Here is an 18,409-nt window from a genome sequence, read left to right as displayed (position 1 = left end):
GGGGTCATGGAATCCATTGCGGCGTGCAACTGGCCAGTGAAAAGGTCCAGCGAAGATCCCCTCGGCGGGGGGGATGACGCACAGGTGGATCGGATGGCAGTCGGCCGCCAGTGGCTGGCTGCTCTGCCCCAGCCGTCAGCTATCCTGTCTATGTGCGAAGAGGGGGATATTATCGTCCTTGAAGCCAATGCGGCTTTCACGGACGCCTTTCGATCGCACAGCCTGTCCCAGATCATGGAGCGGGCGAGCATTGAGTGGCGCAATCGGGTCGAGACCTTCATCGAGTCGGATCGCTCCTGCGAGAGCTTTGAGCTGCGCCGGGACGGCACGCTCGGCCCGGAATATTTCATGTGTACGATCGGCCGACTCCCGACGGAAGGCGCGCCGCTTATTCTCTTCACGGCGATCGATCGCACCAGCGATCGGACGATTGAGAAAAATCTGCGTCGCGAACTTCTATCCGATGGCCTCACCGCGCTGCCCAACCGAACCGGCTTCGGCGAGGAGATTGATGATCGGCTCAGTAATACGGTCTGGCCCGACAATGCGCAATTTGGCATTATTGCAATCGATCTCAGTCGATTCAGCCGGGTCAATGAATCGCTTGGCCCGATGGCCGGTGACGAACTGCTCATCACTGTCGCCAAGCGTCTGAAATCCAGCCTGCGCCAAGGGGATGTATTGGCGCGCATCGGCGGCAATGATTTTGCCATTTTTGCGCGTCTTAACAATGGCTTGTCTGACGCTCTGCATATCGTGCAGCGAATTCGCGAAGCGCTCAGTTCGCCGATCCGGCTCAGCGACCTCCAGATCCGGGTGGACTGCGCCATCGGGTGCGCGCTATCGATCGATCTCAAAGACGACCCGGATGATGTCGTGCGCAAGGCGCAGGCCGCCGTGAAGATCGCCAAGCGCAGCGGCAAGGTGGAAATCTACCGCAATGGCGTCCTCAAAGAAGCGCAACGGCGCTTTTCGATCGAGAGCCGGTTGCGCGAAGCCTTGGCCCATGGGGGACTGACGCTCGCCTATCAGCCGCTCATTCATCTTCAGACGGGCGAGATTACCGGCTTTGAAGCGCTGGCGCGGTGGCATGATCCCGAACTGGGGCATGTCGCGCCGGTCGAATTTATCGCCGTGGCCGAGGAAAGTGGCCTTATCACCTCGCTTGGCCGCTGGGCGGCATATGAGGCGGCGCAGGCCTTGTCGCGCTGGGACGTGCGCTATGGCCAGCCCTTGCCGGTCGGCGTCAACGTCAATCTTTCTCCCATTCAGATGGCCCGCGACGACGTGGCCTCGATGTTCGAGGAGGCGCTGCGCTATTCCGGTATCGCCGGAAGTCGGTTGACGGCGGAACTGACCGAAAGCGCGATCATCGCGGACCCGGACAAGGCGCGTAAGCTCTTATTCGCGCTCAAAGATTTGCAGATGCCGATCGCCATGGACGATTTCGGCACGGGCTTTTCCAACCTGGCCAGCCTGCACAGTCTGCCGATTGATATCCTCAAGATAGACCGGAGCTTCGTATCCTCCATGGCGGAGGATCATGACAAGGCGGTCATCGTCCGCACCATCCTGTCGCTGGCCGAATCACTTAATCTCAAGGTGACGGCCGAAGGGATCGAAACCCAGGAACTTGCCCTTGCCCTGCAACAGATGGGGTGTTGGCAGGGGCAGGGCTATTATTTCGCGCGACCGATGAGCGAGGCGGATGCGTTCGACTATTGGCGGGCGCGCTGGAACTTCGAAACCGTCTGATCCGCGATCAGTCCGACGCGCGTCGCATCGGGAAAGTCCTCTTCCACCCAGATTCTCTGCACCTCGTGCAAGGCCTTGGCGACGTCCGGGCCGGGGGGCAGACCACGCGCGATCAGCGCACCGCCGCTGATCGGCAATGTCGGCGGCGTCCATCCGTCAAGCGAACCGAGCGCCGACAAGGGCCGGTCGACATCAAGCAAGAGCCGGTCGATCGCACTTTCCGTCCCCACTCGATAGGCCAAAGCGCGCGGCGCTTCATCCGCTGGTCCCGGCGCGACTGCCTGCGCCAGCCGCTTGCGTGCCTTGTTCGATAGTTTGAGCCGGGCACCGATCTGCTCCACGGTGGCCGGGTCGGGAGGCAAGAGGGCAGCCAGTCGCCGAAGCGCCGAAGCTGACGTCCCCGAAGCCGCCTCGCGCGCCATCAGCGCCTCCACCCGGTCGATGCCTGCCATATCGACTTCGGGCAGAACCGCCCGCAATATGCTGCCATCGACCATCAGCCGCAGCGCGCGGAGAGGCGCGGCAACCGCCAGCAATTTGATCAACTCATCGGCAATCCGTTCGCGCGACAAGGCCATCAGGCTGTTGGCGGCGGCGCGGCACGCGGCATAGGCGTCGTCGTCCACGACATCGCCGCCATAGCGGGCGAGGAAACGGAAATAGCGCAGGATGCGCAGATGATCCTCGGCAATGCGCGCGTCGGCGTCGCCGATGAAACGCAACCTTCGCGCCTCCAGATCGGCAACGCCGCCGAAGAAGTCCGTGACCTCCCGGCTCAGCGGATCGGTATAGAGCGCATTGATGGTAAAATCGCGCCGGGCCGCATCTTCGCGCCAGTCGTCGGTATAGGCGATGGTCGCCCGGCGGCCATCGGTGCTGACGTCCCGCCGCAGCGTCGTAATCTCCACCGGCCAGCCGGCAATGACGGCGGTGATGGTGCCATGATCGATGCCGGTCGGCACCGCCTTGATCCCGGCCGCCTTCAGCCGATCGACCACATCATGCGGATCGAGCGTCGTCGCGATGTCCAAGTCATTGACCGGAAGCCCCAGCAACCCGTCGCGCACCGCACCGCCGACGAAGCGCGCCTGACCCTGGGCTGCGCCCAGTGCGTCGAGCAGGCCATCGAGGCCCGGCCGGTGTCGCCACTCGGCGTCAGGCAGCAGGATAGTCATGGCCGAGCCTTCGCGAGAGGTTGGCGAGGATAGCAGCCGTCACGCCCCAGATGCGACGCTCCTGCCAGATAATCTCATAATAATGCCGCATAACCCCATCAAATTCCACGACATGGCGGGTGCGGTTGGCAGGGTCCAGGGCATAAGCCAGCGGCAGTTCGAACCAGTCGGCCACTTCGCTCTCCTGCGCCCGCAAAGGGAGGTCAGGCGGCACCACCGCCAGCACCGGGACGATGTCGAAGCCGGTGAAGGTGTGATAGCGATCCGACGTGCCGATGACCTGCGGCACATGGCGCGGTAGACCGATTTCCTCCTCCGCCTCGCGCAATGCGCCCGCAATCTCGTCCGCATCCTCGGCATCGACACGGCCGCCCGGAAAGGCGATCTGCCCCGCATGTTTGCGCAAAGCTGCCGACCGCTGCGTCAGGATAAGGCCCGGCTCGCGCCGATCGGTGACCGCCACCAGCACCGCCGCCGGAGCCAGCGCGAGCGTCCCGTCGATGCGGGGATCGCGCGTATCCGACAGCATCACATCCGTTTCGCGCTGATGCCCTTCCCTGAGCGCGGCGCGCAGCCGCTCCGCCAGCGTCATGCGGTCCCATCCAGCGGAAAGAAGCGGCCATGGCTCCACAGCCCGACCCGATCGCCCGCTTCCTCCAGCGCCATGTTCATCATCTCATAATAGACGCTGCGGTTGATGAGCGCTTCCAGCCCGCCCCGCACATGGAGATAAGGGTGGGGACCATCCGCCGTTTCGCGCACGACCAGTTCATGGTCCGGCCCGGCTGCGATAATGTCGCCGGTGTTGAGGCGGAAGGCGAGCGCACGGTCCCGGCCTTCACCCTCGCTCTTCAATTCGACGGCAACGAACGGCGCATCTTCCACCAGTATGTCGAGCTTCTCGACCGGCGTGACCAGCACATAGCTGCCGTCCGGCTCCCGGCGCAAAATCGTCGAAAACAGCCGCACCATCGCTTCCCGCCCGATCGGCGACCCCTGATGAAACCAGGTGCCGTCCCGCGCGATCCGCATTTCGCTGTCGCCACAATGGGCGGGGTTCCATTGCTCCACCGGCGGCAGGCGCTTTTCATCGGCCAGCCGGGCAATATCGGCGAGGGACAGGGTGGCGAGGTCGGGGAGGGGCTCCATGGGCATGAGATCGAGATAGGCACGGCCTCGCCCGAAGGCAAAGGGGTAATCAGGCCGCGACCGCGATTCTGGGGCCGAGCATCCCGATACCGCCCACGGCACGACCATCGACCGACAAAGCCAGCAGGCGGCGCGGCTCGAACGGGCCGGGTGCGTCCCAGCCGCCGGTGCCTTGCGCGTCGAAGCCCCAGAAGCGGCCATAATATTCCGGGTCACCGATCATCATCAGCGGCTCACTGCGCCGCGCGCGGGCGGCATCGACCACGGCGTCCATCATCGCGCGGCCATGGCCCCCCTTCTGATGGGCCGGCTCGACCGCGACCGGGCCAATCATGATGAGCGGCATCTGCGTGCCATCCGCCTGCGTCAGCGCGACGGGCCAGCTTTGCAGCGATCCGATCAGCGCCCCGTCAGCGTCCAGCGTGGCAACGGACAAGTCGGGCAGCCAGGGCATCCCATCCCTGATACGGTAGGCGGTGCGGCCGTGGCGATCCGGCCCGAAGGCGGCGTCCAGCAGCGCCTCGATCGCCATGACAGGCTGACTATTCAAGGGAACAATCTGAGACACGTCTTGCCGATCCGCCATCAATGGCGCATGGACCGCGCCGGAAGCGGCGGGCTTTAGCGCTCGCGTCGCAAAATGAAAGACTAAAGAGGCCCGTCGCAACAGCAGCAACGGGCTGCATATGGCGGACCATGCAGACTGGATTTGACGATTTTCTGACGTTGGAGGTCAATGATCTCCATGTCGACATACTGACCGGCATCTATTCGGAGGAGACGCATCTCCCCCAGCCGTTGCGCATTTCCATCCGCGCGCGGCTGAAGATCGCCGATCATTATGCGCCCGATACGCCGCTAAGCCAGTCCAAAAATTACATGGACCTCAAACATGCCGCGTCCACCGCGCTGCCCGAAGGCGTGCATTTCACGCTGATCGAGGCGGTGGCCGACCATATCATCGACACCATATTCATGCAGGATGCGATGGTCAGCCATGTCGAGGTGAAGATCGTCAAGCTCGCCCTGTCCGAGCGTGGCGAGGAAATCGGCATCACGCTCGGACGCGGGCGGAAGTAATCACGCCTTCTTGATTAGCCCGATCTCGATCAACCGCTCGGTCAGATAATCATGCGCGGTGATCGGCGGATCACGGCGCGGATTCTCGGCGCTGACGCATTGCGGCAGTGCGTCGATCAGGAAATCGGGGCGCAGATGCAGGAAGAAGGGCATCGAATAGCGCGAATGGCCGCGCCGCTCCGGCGGCGGATTGACGACGCGATGGCTGGTCGAAGGCAGCAGATGATTGGTCAGCCGTTGCAGCATGTCGCCGACATTGATCGCCAGCGCGCCGGGCGGCGGCACCACCGGCAACCAGTTGCCATTGCGATCCTTCAACTCCAGCCCGCCTTCCTCTGCACCCAATAGCAGGGTGATGAGGTTGATATCCTCATGCGCGCCCGCGCGAATGCCCGGAGCCTGCGGCGATACGGGGGGATAATGGAGCAGGCGCAGGATCGAATTGCCCTTGTCGATCGGCCCGTCGAACCAGCGTTCGGGCAAGTCCAGATACAGCGCGATCGCCGACAGCAATTCGGCGCCTACCCGATCGAACTCGCGATAGAGAGGGGCGAACACCGCCTGAAATTCCGGCATGTCGTCCGGCCAGACATTGGGCGGCATGGTTTGCGCGAGCGGATCGCCTGCGGGCAGATCACGGCCGACATGCCAGAATTCCTTGAGGTCATTCTCGCGCGCGCCCTTGGCGATTTCCGTGCCGAAGGCAGTATAGCCGCGCTGCCCGCCATTATTCTTGGCGTCATAAAGGCGCTTGACCGCTTCTGGCAGGGCGAAGAATTCCCGCGCCATCGCCCATCCCGCGTCGATCAACTGCTGGTCCATCCCATGATCGCGCACCATCGCGAAACCGAACTGCTGGAAGGACCGGCCGAACGCCTGGGCAAAATCGGCTTTGTCCAATTCTGCCATGGACAGGACCGGGACTTGGTCGATCATCGTCTGCGACACGTCATTATCTCCAAAAAATCCTGAGCGCGCGCCCCTTCATGGTGGCGCGGCAACATATGACGCCATCCTTGATCGGCCAGCGACGCTGATGCAAGGAGGCAGAATGAACTATTGGCTGATGAAATCGGAACCCGACGTCTTTTCCTATGACGACCTGGTCGCCAAGGGAAAGGCGGAATGGGACGGCGTGCGCAATCATGCGGCGCAGGGGCATATGAAGGCGATGCGCAAGGGTGACCTCGCCTTCTTCTATCACAGCAATATCGGGGTGGAAGCGGTCGGCATCATGACGATCGTCGAAGAAGCCGCGCCCGACAGCACCGACGATAGCGGCAAATGGATCGCGGTGCATGTCGCGCCGCATCAAAAGCTGGATCGCCCGGTGACGCTCAAGGCCATGAAAGCCGATCCAGCATTGGCTGACATGGTGATGTTACGCCAATCCCGCCTGTCGGTGTCGCCGCTCACCCAGCAGCAGTTCGAACATATTGTCGCAATGTCAAAGGATTAAGCGCTAACATCTGTTCAGGTTGCGTTCCGCGCAACCGCACAGGCGTCTTTTGCGATTGTCGCCATGCCGCGCTGCAACATAGAAGCGCCTCAACAGAACAAGAATATACAGAGGTGTTTGATCGGCATTCACAAGGAGAAAACCCATGCGAATGCTGTCCAAGTTTGTTGCCGTCAGCGCCCTGAGCGCTTTTGTTGCCATCGCTGCCCCTGCCCAGGCTGAAGAAGCCGGTAAGCAGCGCTTCACGCACGAAGGTTATACCTATGTGTATGAAGTGAAGGATACGAAAACCGGCAAGTTGATTTCCGGTCGTCGTTTTCCCGATGCCGTAGCCTTCAATCTGTCCGTCAAGAACGGTAAGGTTTCGGGTGTGTCGGGCGGCCAGAATGTCGCTTTCAAGGTTGACGAAGCGCGCGGCGCCGCGTCGAACTGATCTTTCGATCCGTCGAATAAAAAGGGCGGCGTCCGACGGGACGCCGCCCTTTTTGTGTCAGCGGCAGGTCCGCTTGCTGTCGATTTCCTTGCCGAGCAGCGCGCCGCCAGCGGCACCTAGCAATGTGCCTGTCGTGCGTTCGCCGCGTGTGTCGATGGCACGGCCCACCAAGGCACCACCGACGCCGCCTACGATCAGGCCGGTCGTGCCGTTGGATTTACGGCAATAGGTCCGGCCGTCGCGACCGCGCCATTCCTTGTAGCGATGATTCTTGCGCGCTTCTGCGCCTTCGATCGGGATCGCCATCGACATCGGGATGGCCATCGAGACGGCCGCCAGGGCCATTATTGCTTTACGCATGAAATTCTCCTCCATTTGCGTGACTTGATGCTTCAACCCCTCCATATTGATCGAGGTTGCATTAACGTTCGACAACGACATAAGCGATTGTATTAAAATCCATAAAAGTTGAGGTGAGCTGATGCGCGCGGACGACGAACAGGATGGGCGGGCATTGATTGCCGCGCTTGATCTCACGCCCCATCCCGAAGGTGGCTGGTATCGCGAAACATGGCGCGCTGCCGCGAAAGCAGGTGAACGGGCGGCGGGAACAGCGATCCTGTTCCTGTTGGAGGCCCAGCAATCCTCGCATTGGCACAAGGTGGACGCAGACGAGCTTTGGTTCTGGCACGCTGGAGCGCCCTTATCGCTCTCCGTCGCGGCAGAAGGCGAACCAGCGCAGACGATTCCCCTCGGCCCAGACATCATGACGGGGCAGAGGCCGCAGGGCAGGGTGCCCGCGCATCACTGGCAGGCGGCAGCACCCCAAGGCGGCTGGACGCTGGTCAGCTGCACGGTGACTCCGGCCTTCGATTTCGACGGTTTCACGCTGGCCCCGCCAAGCTGGGCACCGCCGCCATAGGGGCGCGGAAAGCTTATCCACAGTTATCCACAGATTTGCGTGGCGCACCGTCATGATTCTGTCCGATTTCATTTGGAACGACTCGGAAGAGGTGAGACCATCTCTCTATCGGAGCATGTGGAAACGGAGCGATCCATTTCAAAAACCTTGATTAATCAAGGCTTTACATATGTGACCGATGGTTCGGCGATAGGCCAAACCCGCAAGGGCGTAGCCAATAGCCGGATCGGTCGTCAGGGCCGCTGCCGGGTACGCGCGAAAGTGAACGTCGGGCATCGGGACAGGTACGACCAGCGACGGGAAAGCAGCCCTTGGCTCACCCCGAAGCACCCGATGCGGCAGTCTTTCTTTGGGAAGGCGGTCGGATCGCAAACGCCGGGCCGATGATCGCATCCTGCCAGGGACGCGGATCGCTTGACCCGACGGACGTGGGGATCGGCAGCAATGCCGGTCCCCATTTTTGTTCGGGGTCTGATCGGGCGTAAAATGGTGCCGGATGCAGGATTTGAACCCGCGACCTTCGGTTTACAAAACCGCTGCACTACCCCTGTGCTAATCCGGCGCGCCCATCGGGCCGAACGCCCTTACTATCAGATGACGCCGAACGTCCAGCCCTCTGTTGCAGCGATATGTGGCGTCAGGGGCGCGGGCGACCAGAGCGACGGCTCCATGGCCGCCCGTCGCATCCAGGCGGCCGTGACGATGGCATCCGCGCCATGGTCATCTGGCAGCGATTCGGCATAGGGCGCAGACCCCAGCACCGCCAACGCCGCGTTGATCGCGTCCAGATCGCGCATCTTGCTCCGCCCCTTGGGCCGCCCCGCCGCGCGGGCGGCAATGCTGGTGTAGATTTCGACGATCAGCGAACCGGTGGCGGGCAGGGGATCGAACGGCCATATCGGCACATGCGGGTGCAGATGGTGCAGCAGCCGCATACCCGCAAAACTGGCCTTGGCGACCTGCGCCGCGCCGATCGCGTCATAGACGGTGGACGGCTTGCCGCCGCCGCCCGCATTATAATGGGCTTCGCAGGCGCGGTTGTGCATATAATCCGCCTTCGTCCCGTCCGCCTTGCCGAAATAGAAATGGCGGCGATGGGCGACCTCCAACAGGCTCGCGGCACCCAGATCCACGTCATCGCAAACCGATTCGACATAAGCCCAGAAGGACGGCGCATCCTGCGGCACCGGATCGCCGGGCAGATAGCCGCCGCGCGCGACATAGGGTGGCGCGAAGCTGAAATCGAAGCCGAACAGCGTCGGCGCGCGCGCACACGACTCGATCAGCCACTCCGCCACTGCTTGGCGTGACCAGATACGCCCGGCGGGTTCCACCAGACGCGGCGCGGCATCGCCCGCATCACAAACCGCCACCGCAATGCCCTTGTGCCGCACCCCCTTCGCGCCCGACCAGTCGATGGCAACGAAGCGCTCGAAGCGCGGCGTCATCCCTCTTGCCGCTCGGCGCGCAGCCGGTTCCAGTGCGCGATCCGCTCGGCAATCCGCGCCTCGAAACCGCGATCGGTTGGGGCGTAGAAGGTCTGTGGGGTCATTTCTTCCGGCCAGTAATTCGCGCCGGAAAAGCCCTCCGCCGTATCATGGTCATATTGATAGCCCTTGCCATAGCCGACCTGTTTCATCAGCTTGGTAGGCGCGTTGACGATGTTCATCGGCGGCATCAGCGATCCGGTGTCGCGCGCCGATTTGAACGACGCCTTCATCGCGGCATAGGTGGCATTGGATTTGGGCGCGGTCGCGCAATAGAGGCAGGCCTGCACGATCGCCAATTCGCCTTCGGGACTGCCCAGAAATTCATAGGCGTCCTTGGCGGCCAGGCACTGGACCACCGCCTGCGGGTCGGCGAGGCCGATATCCTCGGTCGCAAAGCGCACCAGGCGGCGCAGCACATAGAGCGGCTGTTCGCCCGCCGTCAGCATCCGCGCCATATAATAGAGCGCGGCCTGCGGGTCCGACCCGCGCAGCGACTTATGCAGGGCGGATATGAGATTATAATGCCCCTCCCGATCCTTGTCATAGACCGCCATACGGCGGTGGAGCAGCGCGGAAAGCCCCGCCGGATCGAGCGCTTCGGGCAGATCGATCGCATAGAGCGTCTCGACCTGGTTGAGCAGGAAGCGCCCGTCGCCATCGGCGCTGGCGAGCAGCGCGTCGCGCGCGGCGGCGGTGAGCGGCAAGGGCCGCTGCGTCAAAGCCTCCGCCCGATCGAGCAATTGTTCGAGCGCAACGGCATCCAACCGCCGCAGGATCAAAACCTGCGCCCGCGACAGAAGGGCCGCGTTCAGTTCGAAACTGGGATTTTCCGTCGTCGCGCCGACCAGCGTCACCGTGCCATCCTCGACAAAAGGCAGGAAGCTATCCTGTTGAGCGCGATTGAACCGGTGGATCTCGTCCACGAACAGCAAAGTCTTGGCACCCTGCCGCGCATGATCCTTGGCGGCGGCAAAGACCTTCTTGAGGTCCGCCACGCCTGAAAATACCGCCGAAATCGGCTCGAACCGCATGGCCACGGCATCGGCCAGCAGGCGCGCGATCGTCGTTTTGCCCGTGCCCGGCGGTCCCCACAGGATGATCGAGGACAGTCGCCCAGCTGCCACCATCCGCCCGATCGCGCCGTCCGCCGCCGTCAGATGCTCTTGCCCGACCACTTCCGCCAATGTGCGCGGCCGCAACTGGTCGGCCAGGGGCGCACTATCACGCGCAGCATCGTCGGAAGCGAACAGGTCAGCCATGGACGGCTATATAGGGAGGGCAGGGCGCTCAGGGAACGGGGCTGGATCGCAGCACCATGCCCTGCGCCCGCTGGCGGATCACGCGCAGATAGGTGTCGACCAGCGCTTGGTTGACCTGATCCCAGCCATTGCGCTCCGCGCGCATCCGCGCGGCTTCACCGGCGCGGGCGCGCGCGGCACCATCGTCGCAATAATGTTGCAAGGCATCGGCAAAATCCCCGATCGCACCAGGGCGGATCAGCCGCCCCGTAACGCCTTCCGTCACCAGGCTTTCACTACCCGTCGCCCGCGCCGCGACGGTGGGCAAGCCACAGGCCATCGCCTCCAGCGTCACATTGCCAAAGGTTTCAGTGACGGAGGGGTTGAACAACATGTCCATGCTCGCAACCGCGCGCCCCAGATCCGGTCCGCCCTGAAAGCCGGTAAAGACGGCGTTCGGCAGCCGGTTCTGGAACCATTCGCGCGCCGGGCCTTCGCCCACGATCAACACCTGATGCCGCACCTGTCGCGCCGCCAACTGGTCGATCGCGTCGGAAAAGACGTCCAGCCCCTTTTCCATCACCAGCCGCCCGATAAAGCCGATCACCGGCGCGTCATCTTCTATGCCGACCGATTGCCGCCATTCCAGGCTGCGACGGCCGGGATTGAAGATGTCGCGATCAATGCCCCGCGTCCAGATGCCGACATCATAGCTCATCCGCTGTTCGCGCAACAATTGCGCCATCGAATCGGACGGCGCGACGATCGCATCGCAGCGGCGATAGAAACGCCGCAGCATCGATTCGATCAACGGCTCCAAAAAGGCGAGGCCATAATAGCGCGGATAGGTTTCAAACCGGGTATGCACCGATGCGACCGCCGGCAGGCCATGATCCCGCGCCCAGCTAAGCGCCCGATGGTTGAGCGGATCGGGGCTGGAAAGATGGATAAGATTGGGCTGGAACGCCTTGAGATCGCGGCGAACCTGCGCGGACATGCGGTGGGGTACGCGATATTCCTTGCGCCCCGGTACTGGAAAGGAAGGGGTGCTGACCAGGTCGCCCGCAGGCTCGAACGCAGGCGTGTCGGTGGTCGGCGAATAGACCCGCACTGCCGCGCCCTGCCGCAACAGATAGCCCACGAAACGGTTGAGCGCCTGGTTCGCACCATCGCGGACATAATTATAATTGCCGCTGAACAGGGCAACGCGAAGGCCGGAAACATCCATCGCGCCCCCTTAGCGCAAGAGAATGTAAAACCCAAGGGAACCGCTTAAGCCCTTGGGAATTTTGACCTTCGCTTGTCATGTAAACCGGCTGGCGCAGCATGCGCCCGACAGGAAGAGGATGCCCTGATGACCGAGACATTTCGCAAGGGAAAGCGGGTCAAGTGGAACTGGGGGCAGGGCGTCGGCCGGGGTCACATTACCGAGCGGTTCGACCGCCATGTCGAACGCACGATCGAAGGATCGCTGATCCGCCGCAATGGATCGCCCAACGATCCTGCCTTCCTTATCCATTCCGACAATGGCGGCGAAGTCCTCAAGCTGCGCTCGGAAATCAGCCCGGCCTGACACCACCTTTCGCGGATCGGCCCTCGTCAGCCGGGCGCTGCCATGGCATCATCCTGCCATGGATACGCCCTTCATGACAGTCGATGCCCTGCTCGTCGGCAAACCGGCCCCCTTTCGCGGGTCTGACTATAGCGCTATTGCCAAGACAGCCGTGACCGGCCCGGTGCGGATCGGCTGGGGCGGCCTGGAGGGCGATCAGGTCGCCGACCCCATCCATCATGGCGGCTGGGACAAGGCGATCCATCTCTACCCGCAGGACCATTATGCCTGGTGGCGCGACCGCAAGCCCGGCCATCCGCTGCTGGACGCGCCCGGCGCCTTTGGCGAGAATATCGCCGCGCGCGGCATGACCGAAGAGACGATCTGCTTAGGGGATCGCTTCACTTTGGGCAGCGCGATTGTGGAGGTCAGCCATGGTCGCCAACCCTGCTGGAAGCTCGACCATCGTTTCGGTGCGCGCGACATCATGGCCACCATCGTCAAGACCGGCTGTTGCGGCCTATATTTCCGCGTGATCCGCGAGGGCGAGGCGCAGGCAGGCGAGCGGATGGCCTTGCTCGACCGCCCCTTGCCGGACTGGCCCATCGCAAGGGTGTTTCGCCTGCTCATCGGCGGCGGACACAAGGCAGACCGCGACGCGGTGGCGCAACTGGCCGACATGCCCGTGCTGGCGGAAGCATGGCGGGACCGGGCGTGGCACTTGGCGGCGTAACGCGAATGTCATTGGCTTGGAGATAGACGGTCGCTCGCCCCACTTTGCCTTTAGACTATGCAGTGCCATCGCTTGGAAGCGGCCATTCTTCCCATCGTCACCCCAGCGAAGGCTGGGGTCTCAGGCGTCAGAGGATGACGTCTGTCATATCACGCCAATCTGGATTGCCTTCTTCCACAAGCCGGATTTTCCATTCGCGCTTCCAGGCTTTGAGAGCCTTCTCGCGAGCAATGGCGAGCGTGATGTCATCATGTGGCTCGACCAGAACAAGCCGGGTCAGCCCGTATCTCTTGCAAAAGGCGGAGCCGGTGCCGTTTCGATGCTGTTCGGCGCGCGCAGCGATGTCGGCTGTGACGCCGATATAGAGAACGCCCCTCGGTTTGTTGGTCATGATATATGTGTAGCCGCCTCGCGCCATGTCCTACCCTAGCGCGTCGCCGCCTGAGACCCCAGCCTTCGCTGGGGTGACGGTGGATTTTAAGTCCGTTCTACGGCATTGGCGCCTGCTAATCTGATCCTCCTCCACCCACCCCTTATCGTCACCCCAGCGAAAGCTGGGGTCTCAGGAGATGGCGCGAAGGCGTTGCGGCAAGTGCCAAGCCCGACTGTTCCACGCCTCCGCCTGAGATGCCAGCCTGCGCTGGCATGACGGCTAGGATATGTACCCGCTTTTGCAGGCGTATGGGCGGCGACTGAAATTCCACTCCCCACCCATTCTCGTCCCAGCAATTTCCGCTATAGTCATGCCATGAAAGCCGACATCCAGACCATCGTCATCCTCACCGGCGCGGGCATTTCCGCCGAGAGCGGCCTCGCCACCTTTCGCGGGCCGGATGGCATGTGGGAAGGACATCGCGTCGAGGATGTCTGCACCCCGGAGGCACTGGCGCGCAATCCCGTGTTGGTCCATCGCTTCTATGACGAGCGCCGCGCAACCCTGGCAACGGTTTCCCCCAATCCGGCGCATGACGCGCTGGCCGCGCTGGATGCGGCCTGGCCCGGCGAATTGCTGATCGTGACGCAGAATGTCGATGATCTGCACGAGCGCGCCGGGGCGAAACGGCTGATCCACATGCATGGCGAATTGCAATCGGCGCTCTGTGCGGCCTGCGGCAAAGCGGTGCCGTGGACGCAAGCCTTGCCGCCGGGGACGGTCTGCGCCGCATGCGGGCAGCCCCGCTTGCGCCCTGACATCGTCTTTTTCGGCGAAATGCCCTATCAGATGGATGTGATAGACGAAGCCTTGCGCCGCGCCGGCCTGTTCGTGTCGATCGGCACATCGGGCGCGGTCTATCCCGCCGCGGGTTTTGTCCAGACCGCGCGCCATGCCGGTGCCCGGACATTGGAACTCAATCTCGATCCTTCGGCGGGCAGCGACTATTTCGACGAAACACGGCTGGGACCAGCCAGCCTATTGGTGCCCCATCTCGTCCGCGACCTGCTGGAATAGCGAAAACCGCGCAAAAGGCGGTTACAACGCCGCGTTGGCAAGGGCCTGCTCTGGCTCCTTATCGCGATAGAGCAGCATGACCGATCCGTCTTCGCCCTGCACCGCGCGCACCGGATAATGGAGTTGCAGCGTGGCGAGAAATTTGCGGCTGTCGCCAATGTGGAAGCGACCGTCGATCCGCAAGGCGGATACGCGGGTGTCCCCGATCAATATGGGCGCCTTGCGATAGCGGTTGAACTCTCCGGTCGCCTGCTCGATGGTTTCGCCGTCCAGCAACAGCATCTGATCGCGCCAGGCGACCCGCTGGCTGACAATCTTGTCGCCCAAGCTCGTGAGCGCGATGCTTCTTGGCTGGATCACCGCGCCATTGCCCGCGCTGACCCGCCGCTCGGAATCATGCCCGCAATGAACCGCGACCGTGCCCTTGGTGACGGTAAGTTCAACCAGCGCCGGACGCATCCGTACGTTGAAGGTGGTTCCCACCGCGCGGATCAGCGCTGATCGCACCTCGACGTCAAAAGGGCGCTCGCTGTCGGGGGCTACGTCGAACGCCGCTTCGCCCTTGACGATGCGAACCTTGCGGCCATGGTCGGTGAAGCGAACTTCGGCCTCACTGTCGCTGTTAAGATGGAGGATGGAGCCGTCTTCGAGCGTCACATCGCGAATTTCGCCCAGGCCCGTTTCATAATGATCCACCCCGCTGAATGTCCGCACGGTGACGATCGCGGCGACGATGAACAGCAGAACCGCGACGGCGGCGGCGATCATGATGTTGCGCGACAGGCGGCGCTGATGCTCTTCGCTGACGATCTCCGGCAGCGAGGGGAGGGTGACGTCGGCCGCAGCGCTCTTGAGCCGTTCTGCGGCCTCCCAGGCGGCTTCGGCTCTGGCAAAGGCGACCGCGTGGCGGGGGTCGGCTTCGACCCAGTCGCAAATATCCGCTTCTTCCTGCGGTGTCGGATCACTATTGAGCTTAGCCAGCAGGCGCGCGGCTTCCGCTTCTGTCGCGTCCCTGGGACCGCTGCTTGAAGTTGGCCCCGAAGCCTGCACGCTCGAAATCCGTTTCCTCACGTTCCGCCCAGGCCCGCATAACTATTGCGATTGCTTTGGCTAGATGTTTTTCAACAGTTGAGACGGATAGAGACATGTCCTCCGCTATTTCAATCATGGATTTTTCATGGATGCGGCGGAGAATGAAGACACGGCGACATTGGGTTGGCAGCGATTCGACGATGGTTTCGACCTGCCTCAGCGCTTCACGAGCATGAAGCTGGGCTTCTATGCTGTTGTCGCCGCCCAGCAATTCCAGGTCCGCGATGGTTTCAAAGCTGACGATCTTGTTGCGTCGCGCCGTGTCGATGACGAGGTTGCGAGCGATGGTGAACAGATAGGCGCGGCCTGTCGTCACATTTTCCCAATTTTCGGTGGCATAGGCTCTGGCCATGACTTCCGCGCACATGTCATCCAACTCGTGGGTGGATGGAAGGATGCGGCGAAGGCGGCCGCGTAGCGCGGCCTCCTGCGGCAATATCACGGTTTTAAACCAGTCCAGCTTGGCGCGAACCTTATGCACGTCGACCCCCTTTTTTTGTCAGCCGCGCCTCTCCCGATGTCTTTTTTTATCCCGCATTCTTTTATCTTTCACAATTCAATCATGCTTGCAGGGGGCTGTCCAGCGGCGCGGCGACGATATTTTTGCGATCGACCAAAAAGTTCCATCTTTGAGTAAGAAAATTGTGGATATGTGGTTTTTACCGCACGGTTCGTTACTCAGTCCGGCGGGAATTCTGCTGGAGCGCGGTCCGGCTGGTCGTAATCCGGGCCGACAGGCACGATTTCGTCCGGCTCGGTCATCGGCAATTCGACCGGAGTCGCGGGCGGGGGCATCTCATCGGGCGACTGGGGTTCGATGATGTCCGGTGGGGGCAGGCCGTCGGGATTGGGATCGGGCTGGGTAGCCATGACTGCGGCACTCCTATATAGGTTGGTGGGTAGGCTACGCATGGCGCGCCGACGTGGTTCCCCGGTTCGTTCCACTATCCCTTGCCTCTTCTCACGCTTTTCTCTATGCCGCGCCGACCGGCGACCGATGCGGGCGTGGCGAAATTGGTAGACGCGCCAGATTTAGGTTCTGGTATCGCAAGATGTGGGGGTTCGAGTCCCTTCGCCCGCACCAGTGCGCCAGGCCCCGGCCCATCGCAGGCGCCACCGAAATTCAGCTGAAGAAAGCGTTTGAGAGAAGAGATGCAGACTGTCGAGACGTTGAACGAGGGCCTTAAGCGCGCCTACACCGTAACCATCACGTCGAAGGATATCGACGCGCGAGTGGAAAAGGAAGTGAAGGCTATGGCCCCGCAGGTGCGGATGCCTGGCTTCCGTCCCGGCAAGGTGCCTGCCAACCTGGTCAAGAAGATGCACGGCGAGGCTTTGCAGCGCGACGCGCTCAACAACAGCATCCAGGAAAGCATCCAAAAGCTGATCGCCGACCAGAAGCTGCGCCCCGCGATGCAGCCTTCGGTCGAACTGGACGAGGGTTTCGAGTTCGGCAAGGATGCCGAGATCAAGGTTGCGCTGGAAGTGCTGCCTGAAATCGCCGCGCCCAGCGTCGATGGCCTCAAGCTTGAGCGCCTGATCGTTCCCGTGAGCGACGAGCAGGTCGCGGAATCGGCCGGTCGCATCGCCACGCAGCAGGGTGCGCTGGAAGAACATGCCGACGATCATGTCGCGCAGGATGGCGATACGCTGGTCATTGATTTCGTCGGCAAGGTCGATGGCGAAGTCTTTGAAGGCGGCTCGGCCGAAGATATCCGCCTCAAGATCGGCGCTGGCCAGTTCATTCCCGGTTTCGAGGAACAGTTGACCGGCGTGAAGAAGGGTGAAGAAAAGACCATCGAGGTCACTTTCCCCGAAGATTATGGCGCGGAGCATCTGGCCGGCAAGGCGGCGACCTTCGACGTCACCGTCAAGTCGATCCTGGATGGCAACAAGCCCAAGCTGGACGATGATTTTGCCAAGTCGCTGGGCCTGGAAGGTCTGGAGCAACTGAACGACCTGCTCAAGGGGCAGATCGAGCAGGAGCATAACGGCCTGACCCGCACCCACATGAAGCGCAAGCTGCTTGATCAGCTCGCCGCCTCGCACGACTTCGACGTTCCGCCGAGCATGGTGGAAGCCGAGTTCGAGCAGATCTGGGCGCAGCTTCAGCATGAAGCCGGTCATGAAGAAGACCCGGCCGCTGCGCTCGCCGAAATGGAAGCCGAGAAGGAAGACTATCGCGCCATCGCCGTGCGTCGCGTCCGCCTTGGCCTCTTGCTCTCGGAAATCGGCCAGGCCAATGGCGTGACCGTCTTGGAACATGAAATGCGGCGTCTTATCGAGCAGGCGGCGCAGCAGTACAGCCCGCAGGATCGCGAGCGGTTCGTGCAATATGTCCGCCAGGATGCGATGGCCGCCGCCCAGCTGCGCGCCCCGCTCTATGAGGACAAGGTCGTCGACTATCTGTTCGACAAGGCCGAAGTCACCGAACGCACCGTGACCAAGGAAGAGCTGGAAGCGGCGATCGAAGCCGAGGACGGCGACCTCAAGCCGCACGTCCATGGCCCCGATTGCGGTCATGACCATGACGAAAAGCCTAAGGCCAAGAAGGCCGCGCCCAAGAAGAAGGCCGAGGCGGAAGACGCCCCGGTAGCCGACGAAGCGCCTGCCGCTGAAGAAGCCGCGCCCAAGAAGGCCGCGCCGAAAAAGGCTGCCGCCAAGAAGGACGTCGCCGAGGATGCGGTTGCAACCGAGGAGGCACCCGCCGCCGAGGCCGCACCCAAGAAGAAGGCGCCTGCCAAAAAGGCCGCTGCCAAGGCTGAATAAGGTCCTTGCCCGATGAAAAGAGCGCCCGGCTTCCTCGTGAAGCACGGGCGCTTTTCATGTCTGGCCCGCTATGGCAGAGGAAATATTAACCCTGCCGGTCCATGTCTTGGCG

22 protein-coding genes and 2 tRNA genes are annotated in these 18,409 nt (G+C 62.4%); 10 read left to right on the top strand and 14 right to left on the bottom strand.

From position 1 onward, the window contains the following. Positions 1 to 6: 6 nt before the first annotated feature. Positions 7 to 1,755, top strand: a complete 1,749-nt coding sequence (locus J2W40_RS11430) for a putative bifunctional diguanylate cyclase/phosphodiesterase (protein ID WP_310224801.1) — start codon at positions 7 to 9, stop codon at positions 1,753 to 1,755. On the opposite strand, the gene J2W40_RS11425 is transcribed toward J2W40_RS11430, so the two are convergent. From J2W40_RS11425 to J2W40_RS11410, 4 genes are read right to left on the bottom strand one after another with little or no spacing between them, the layout of a single operon-like run. Further along, a complete protein-coding gene (locus tag J2W40_RS11425; RefSeq protein WP_310224799.1) occupies positions 1,719 to 2,930 on the bottom strand; it encodes a CCA tRNA nucleotidyltransferase in 1,212 nt (403 codons plus the stop codon). The two genes, J2W40_RS11430 and J2W40_RS11425, sit on opposite strands and share 37 nt — an antisense overlap. Beyond that, positions 2,911 to 3,522: a CoA pyrophosphatase gene (locus tag J2W40_RS11420; protein ID WP_310224797.1), complete on the bottom strand. Its 612-nt coding sequence runs from the start codon at positions 3,520 to 3,522 to the stop codon at positions 2,911 to 2,913. The genes J2W40_RS11425 and J2W40_RS11420 overlap by 20 nt, the downstream gene beginning before the upstream one ends. Next, positions 3,519 to 4,085: a DUF1285 domain-containing protein gene (locus tag J2W40_RS11415; RefSeq protein ID WP_310224795.1), complete on the bottom strand. Its 567-nt coding sequence runs from the start codon at positions 4,083 to 4,085 to the stop codon at positions 3,519 to 3,521. The genes J2W40_RS11420 and J2W40_RS11415 overlap by 4 nt, the downstream gene beginning before the upstream one ends. A 43-nt stretch (positions 4,086 to 4,128) precedes the next feature. After that, on the bottom strand, positions 4,129 to 4,665 hold the full coding sequence (locus tag J2W40_RS11410; protein WP_310224793.1) for a GNAT family N-acetyltransferase: 537 nt from the start codon (positions 4,663 to 4,665) through the stop codon (positions 4,129 to 4,131). A 110-nt stretch (positions 4,666 to 4,775) separates the two neighbouring features. Here J2W40_RS11410 and J2W40_RS11405 point away from each other — a divergent pair, with 110 nt between their 5' ends. Next, positions 4,776 to 5,159 (top strand): dihydroneopterin aldolase, encoded by a 384-nt coding sequence (locus J2W40_RS11405; RefSeq protein WP_310224791.1) that lies wholly within the window; start codon positions 4,776 to 4,778, stop codon positions 5,157 to 5,159. Here J2W40_RS11405 and J2W40_RS11400 read toward each other — a convergent pair whose 3' ends face one another. Continuing rightward, positions 5,160 to 6,107, bottom strand: coding sequence for an isopenicillin N synthase family dioxygenase (locus J2W40_RS11400; protein ID WP_310224790.1), 948 nt, complete (start codon positions 6,105 to 6,107; stop codon positions 5,160 to 5,162). A gap of 103 nt (positions 6,108 to 6,210) precedes the next feature. On the opposite strand from J2W40_RS11400, the gene J2W40_RS11395 reads away from it, so the two are divergent. Further along, complete coding sequence (locus J2W40_RS11395) at positions 6,211 to 6,618, top strand: EVE domain-containing protein (RefSeq protein WP_310224788.1); 408 nt, start codon at positions 6,211 to 6,213, stop codon at positions 6,616 to 6,618. Positions 6,619 to 6,769: 151 nt separating this feature from the next. Continuing rightward, positions 6,770 to 7,051, top strand: coding sequence for a hypothetical protein (locus tag J2W40_RS11390; protein WP_310224847.1), 282 nt, complete (start codon positions 6,770 to 6,772; stop codon positions 7,049 to 7,051). Positions 7,052 to 7,108: 57 nt separating this feature from the next. Here the strand turns inward: J2W40_RS11390 and J2W40_RS11385 are convergent, their stop codons facing one another. Then, positions 7,109 to 7,411, bottom strand: coding sequence for a glycine zipper 2TM domain-containing protein (locus tag J2W40_RS11385; RefSeq protein ID WP_310224786.1), 303 nt, complete (start codon positions 7,409 to 7,411; stop codon positions 7,109 to 7,111). Positions 7,412 to 7,532: 121 nt separating this feature from the next. On the opposite strand from J2W40_RS11385, the gene J2W40_RS11380 reads away from it, so the two are divergent. Next, a complete protein-coding gene (locus tag J2W40_RS11380) occupies positions 7,533 to 7,973 on the top strand; it encodes a cupin domain-containing protein (RefSeq protein ID WP_310224784.1) in 441 nt (146 codons plus the stop codon). 487 nt (positions 7,974 to 8,460) lie between these two features. On the opposite strand, the gene J2W40_RS11375 is transcribed toward J2W40_RS11380, so the two are convergent. From J2W40_RS11375 to J2W40_RS11360, 4 genes are all read right to left on the bottom strand, one after another. Beyond that, positions 8,461 to 8,535 (bottom strand) — tRNA-Thr (locus tag J2W40_RS11375). 28 nt (positions 8,536 to 8,563) lie between these two features. Further along, a complete protein-coding gene (locus tag J2W40_RS11370) occupies positions 8,564 to 9,421 on the bottom strand; it encodes a hypothetical protein (protein ID WP_310224782.1) in 858 nt (285 codons plus the stop codon). Beyond that, complete coding sequence (locus tag J2W40_RS11365) at positions 9,418 to 10,722, bottom strand: replication-associated recombination protein A (RefSeq protein ID WP_310224780.1); 1,305 nt, start codon at positions 10,720 to 10,722, stop codon at positions 9,418 to 9,420. Before J2W40_RS11365 ends, J2W40_RS11370 begins: the two co-directional genes overlap by 4 nt. A gap of 28 nt (positions 10,723 to 10,750) precedes the next feature. Continuing rightward, positions 10,751 to 11,929: a glycosyltransferase family 4 protein gene (locus tag J2W40_RS11360; protein WP_310224778.1), complete on the bottom strand. Its 1,179-nt coding sequence runs from the start codon at positions 11,927 to 11,929 to the stop codon at positions 10,751 to 10,753. Between the two features lie 126 nt (positions 11,930 to 12,055). On the opposite strand from J2W40_RS11360, the gene J2W40_RS11355 reads away from it, so the two are divergent. Next, positions 12,056 to 12,274 (top strand): hypervirulence associated TUDOR domain-containing protein, encoded by a 219-nt coding sequence (locus J2W40_RS11355; RefSeq protein WP_037473443.1) that lies wholly within the window; start codon positions 12,056 to 12,058, stop codon positions 12,272 to 12,274. A gap of 58 nt (positions 12,275 to 12,332) precedes the next feature. Next, positions 12,333 to 12,986: an MOSC domain-containing protein gene (locus J2W40_RS11350; protein ID WP_310224775.1), complete on the top strand. Its 654-nt coding sequence runs from the start codon at positions 12,333 to 12,335 to the stop codon at positions 12,984 to 12,986. Between the two features lie 127 nt (positions 12,987 to 13,113). Here J2W40_RS11350 and J2W40_RS11345 read toward each other — a convergent pair whose 3' ends face one another. Continuing rightward, positions 13,114 to 13,404 carry a GIY-YIG nuclease family protein gene (locus J2W40_RS11345; protein ID WP_310224773.1) on the bottom strand — a complete coding sequence of 97 codons (291 nt, stop codon included), beginning with the start codon at positions 13,402 to 13,404 and terminating at the stop codon, positions 13,114 to 13,116. A gap of 330 nt (positions 13,405 to 13,734) precedes the next feature. Between J2W40_RS11345 and J2W40_RS11340 the strand changes: the two genes are divergently transcribed. Further along, positions 13,735 to 14,436, top strand: coding sequence for an NAD-dependent deacylase (locus tag J2W40_RS11340; RefSeq protein ID WP_310224770.1), 702 nt, complete (start codon positions 13,735 to 13,737; stop codon positions 14,434 to 14,436). Positions 14,437 to 14,457: 21 nt separating this feature from the next. Here J2W40_RS11340 and J2W40_RS11335 read toward each other — a convergent pair whose 3' ends face one another. The 3 genes from J2W40_RS11335 to J2W40_RS11325 all read right to left on the bottom strand — a co-directional run bounded on the left by J2W40_RS11335 (position 14,458) and on the right by J2W40_RS11325 (position 16,398). Further along, on the bottom strand, positions 14,458 to 15,486 hold the full coding sequence (locus tag J2W40_RS11335; protein ID WP_310224768.1) for a FecR family protein: 1,029 nt from the start codon (positions 15,484 to 15,486) through the stop codon (positions 14,458 to 14,460). Further along, a complete protein-coding gene (locus tag J2W40_RS11330) occupies positions 15,410 to 16,009 on the bottom strand; it encodes an RNA polymerase sigma factor (RefSeq protein ID WP_310224766.1) in 600 nt (199 codons plus the stop codon). Before J2W40_RS11330 ends, J2W40_RS11335 begins: the two co-directional genes overlap by 77 nt. 197 nt (positions 16,010 to 16,206) lie before the next feature. Continuing rightward, complete coding sequence (locus J2W40_RS11325; RefSeq protein WP_310224764.1) at positions 16,207 to 16,398, bottom strand: hypothetical protein; 192 nt, start codon at positions 16,396 to 16,398, stop codon at positions 16,207 to 16,209. Between the two features lie 129 nt (positions 16,399 to 16,527). Here J2W40_RS11325 and J2W40_RS11320 point away from each other — a divergent pair. Both J2W40_RS11320 and tig read left to right on the top strand, forming a co-directional pair. Then, positions 16,528 to 16,612: transfer RNA gene (locus tag J2W40_RS11320), tRNA-Leu, on the top strand. A 68-nt stretch (positions 16,613 to 16,680) separates the two neighbouring features. Next, on the top strand, positions 16,681 to 18,297 hold the full coding sequence (gene tig / locus J2W40_RS11315) for a trigger factor (RefSeq protein ID WP_310224762.1): 1,617 nt from the start codon (positions 16,681 to 16,683) through the stop codon (positions 18,295 to 18,297). Positions 18,298 to 18,409 lie beyond the last annotated feature (112 nt).

Source organism: Sphingobium xenophagum (genome assembly GCF_031457465.1).
GTDB classification, from domain to species: domain Bacteria; phylum Pseudomonadota; class Alphaproteobacteria; order Sphingomonadales; family Sphingomonadaceae; genus Sphingobium; species Sphingobium xenophagum_A.
The sequence above is the reverse complement of the archived record's forward strand: the minus strand, read 5'-3'. Positions and strand labels throughout refer to the sequence as shown.

Coding starts and splice junctions, on each gene's coding strand:
- tig (WP_310224762.1), top strand. CDS start 16,681: ATGCAGACTGTCGAGACGTTGAACGAGGGCCTTAAGCGCGCCTACACC.
- J2W40_RS11325 (WP_310224764.1), bottom strand. CDS start 16,398: ATGGCTACCCAGCCCGATCCCAATCCCGACGGCCTGCCCCCACCGGAC.
- J2W40_RS11420 (WP_310224797.1), bottom strand. CDS start 3,522: ATGACGCTGGCGGAGCGGCTGCGCGCCGCGCTCAGGGAAGGGCATCAG.
- J2W40_RS11380 (WP_310224784.1), top strand. CDS start 7,533: ATGCGCGCGGACGACGAACAGGATGGGCGGGCATTGATTGCCGCGCTT.
- J2W40_RS11385 (WP_310224786.1), bottom strand. CDS start 7,411: ATGCGTAAAGCAATAATGGCCCTGGCGGCCGTCTCGATGGCCATCCCG.
- J2W40_RS11425 (WP_310224799.1), bottom strand. CDS start 2,930: ATGACTATCCTGCTGCCTGACGCCGAGTGGCGACACCGGCCGGGCCTC.
- J2W40_RS11355 (WP_037473443.1), top strand. CDS start 12,056: ATGACCGAGACATTTCGCAAGGGAAAGCGGGTCAAGTGGAACTGGGGG.
- J2W40_RS11370 (WP_310224782.1), bottom strand. CDS start 9,421: ATGACGCCGCGCTTCGAGCGCTTCGTTGCCATCGACTGGTCGGGCGCG.
- J2W40_RS11365 (WP_310224780.1), bottom strand. CDS start 10,722: ATGGCTGACCTGTTCGCTTCCGACGATGCTGCGCGTGATAGTGCGCCC.
- J2W40_RS11350 (WP_310224775.1), top strand. CDS start 12,333: ATGGATACGCCCTTCATGACAGTCGATGCCCTGCTCGTCGGCAAACCG.
- J2W40_RS11430 (WP_310224801.1), top strand. CDS start 7: ATGGAATCCATTGCGGCGTGCAACTGGCCAGTGAAAAGGTCCAGCGAA.
- J2W40_RS11390 (WP_310224847.1), top strand. CDS start 6,770: ATGCTGTCCAAGTTTGTTGCCGTCAGCGCCCTGAGCGCTTTTGTTGCC.
- J2W40_RS11415 (WP_310224795.1), bottom strand. CDS start 4,085: ATGCCCATGGAGCCCCTCCCCGACCTCGCCACCCTGTCCCTCGCCGAT.
- J2W40_RS11345 (WP_310224773.1), bottom strand. CDS start 13,404: ATGGCGCGAGGCGGCTACACATATATCATGACCAACAAACCGAGGGGC.
- J2W40_RS11360 (WP_310224778.1), bottom strand. CDS start 11,929: ATGGATGTTTCCGGCCTTCGCGTTGCCCTGTTCAGCGGCAATTATAAT.
- J2W40_RS11395 (WP_310224788.1), top strand. CDS start 6,211: ATGAACTATTGGCTGATGAAATCGGAACCCGACGTCTTTTCCTATGAC.
- J2W40_RS11405 (WP_310224791.1), top strand. CDS start 4,776: ATGCAGACTGGATTTGACGATTTTCTGACGTTGGAGGTCAATGATCTC.
- J2W40_RS11410 (WP_310224793.1), bottom strand. CDS start 4,665: ATGGCGGATCGGCAAGACGTGTCTCAGATTGTTCCCTTGAATAGTCAG.
- J2W40_RS11340 (WP_310224770.1), top strand. CDS start 13,735: ATGAAAGCCGACATCCAGACCATCGTCATCCTCACCGGCGCGGGCATT.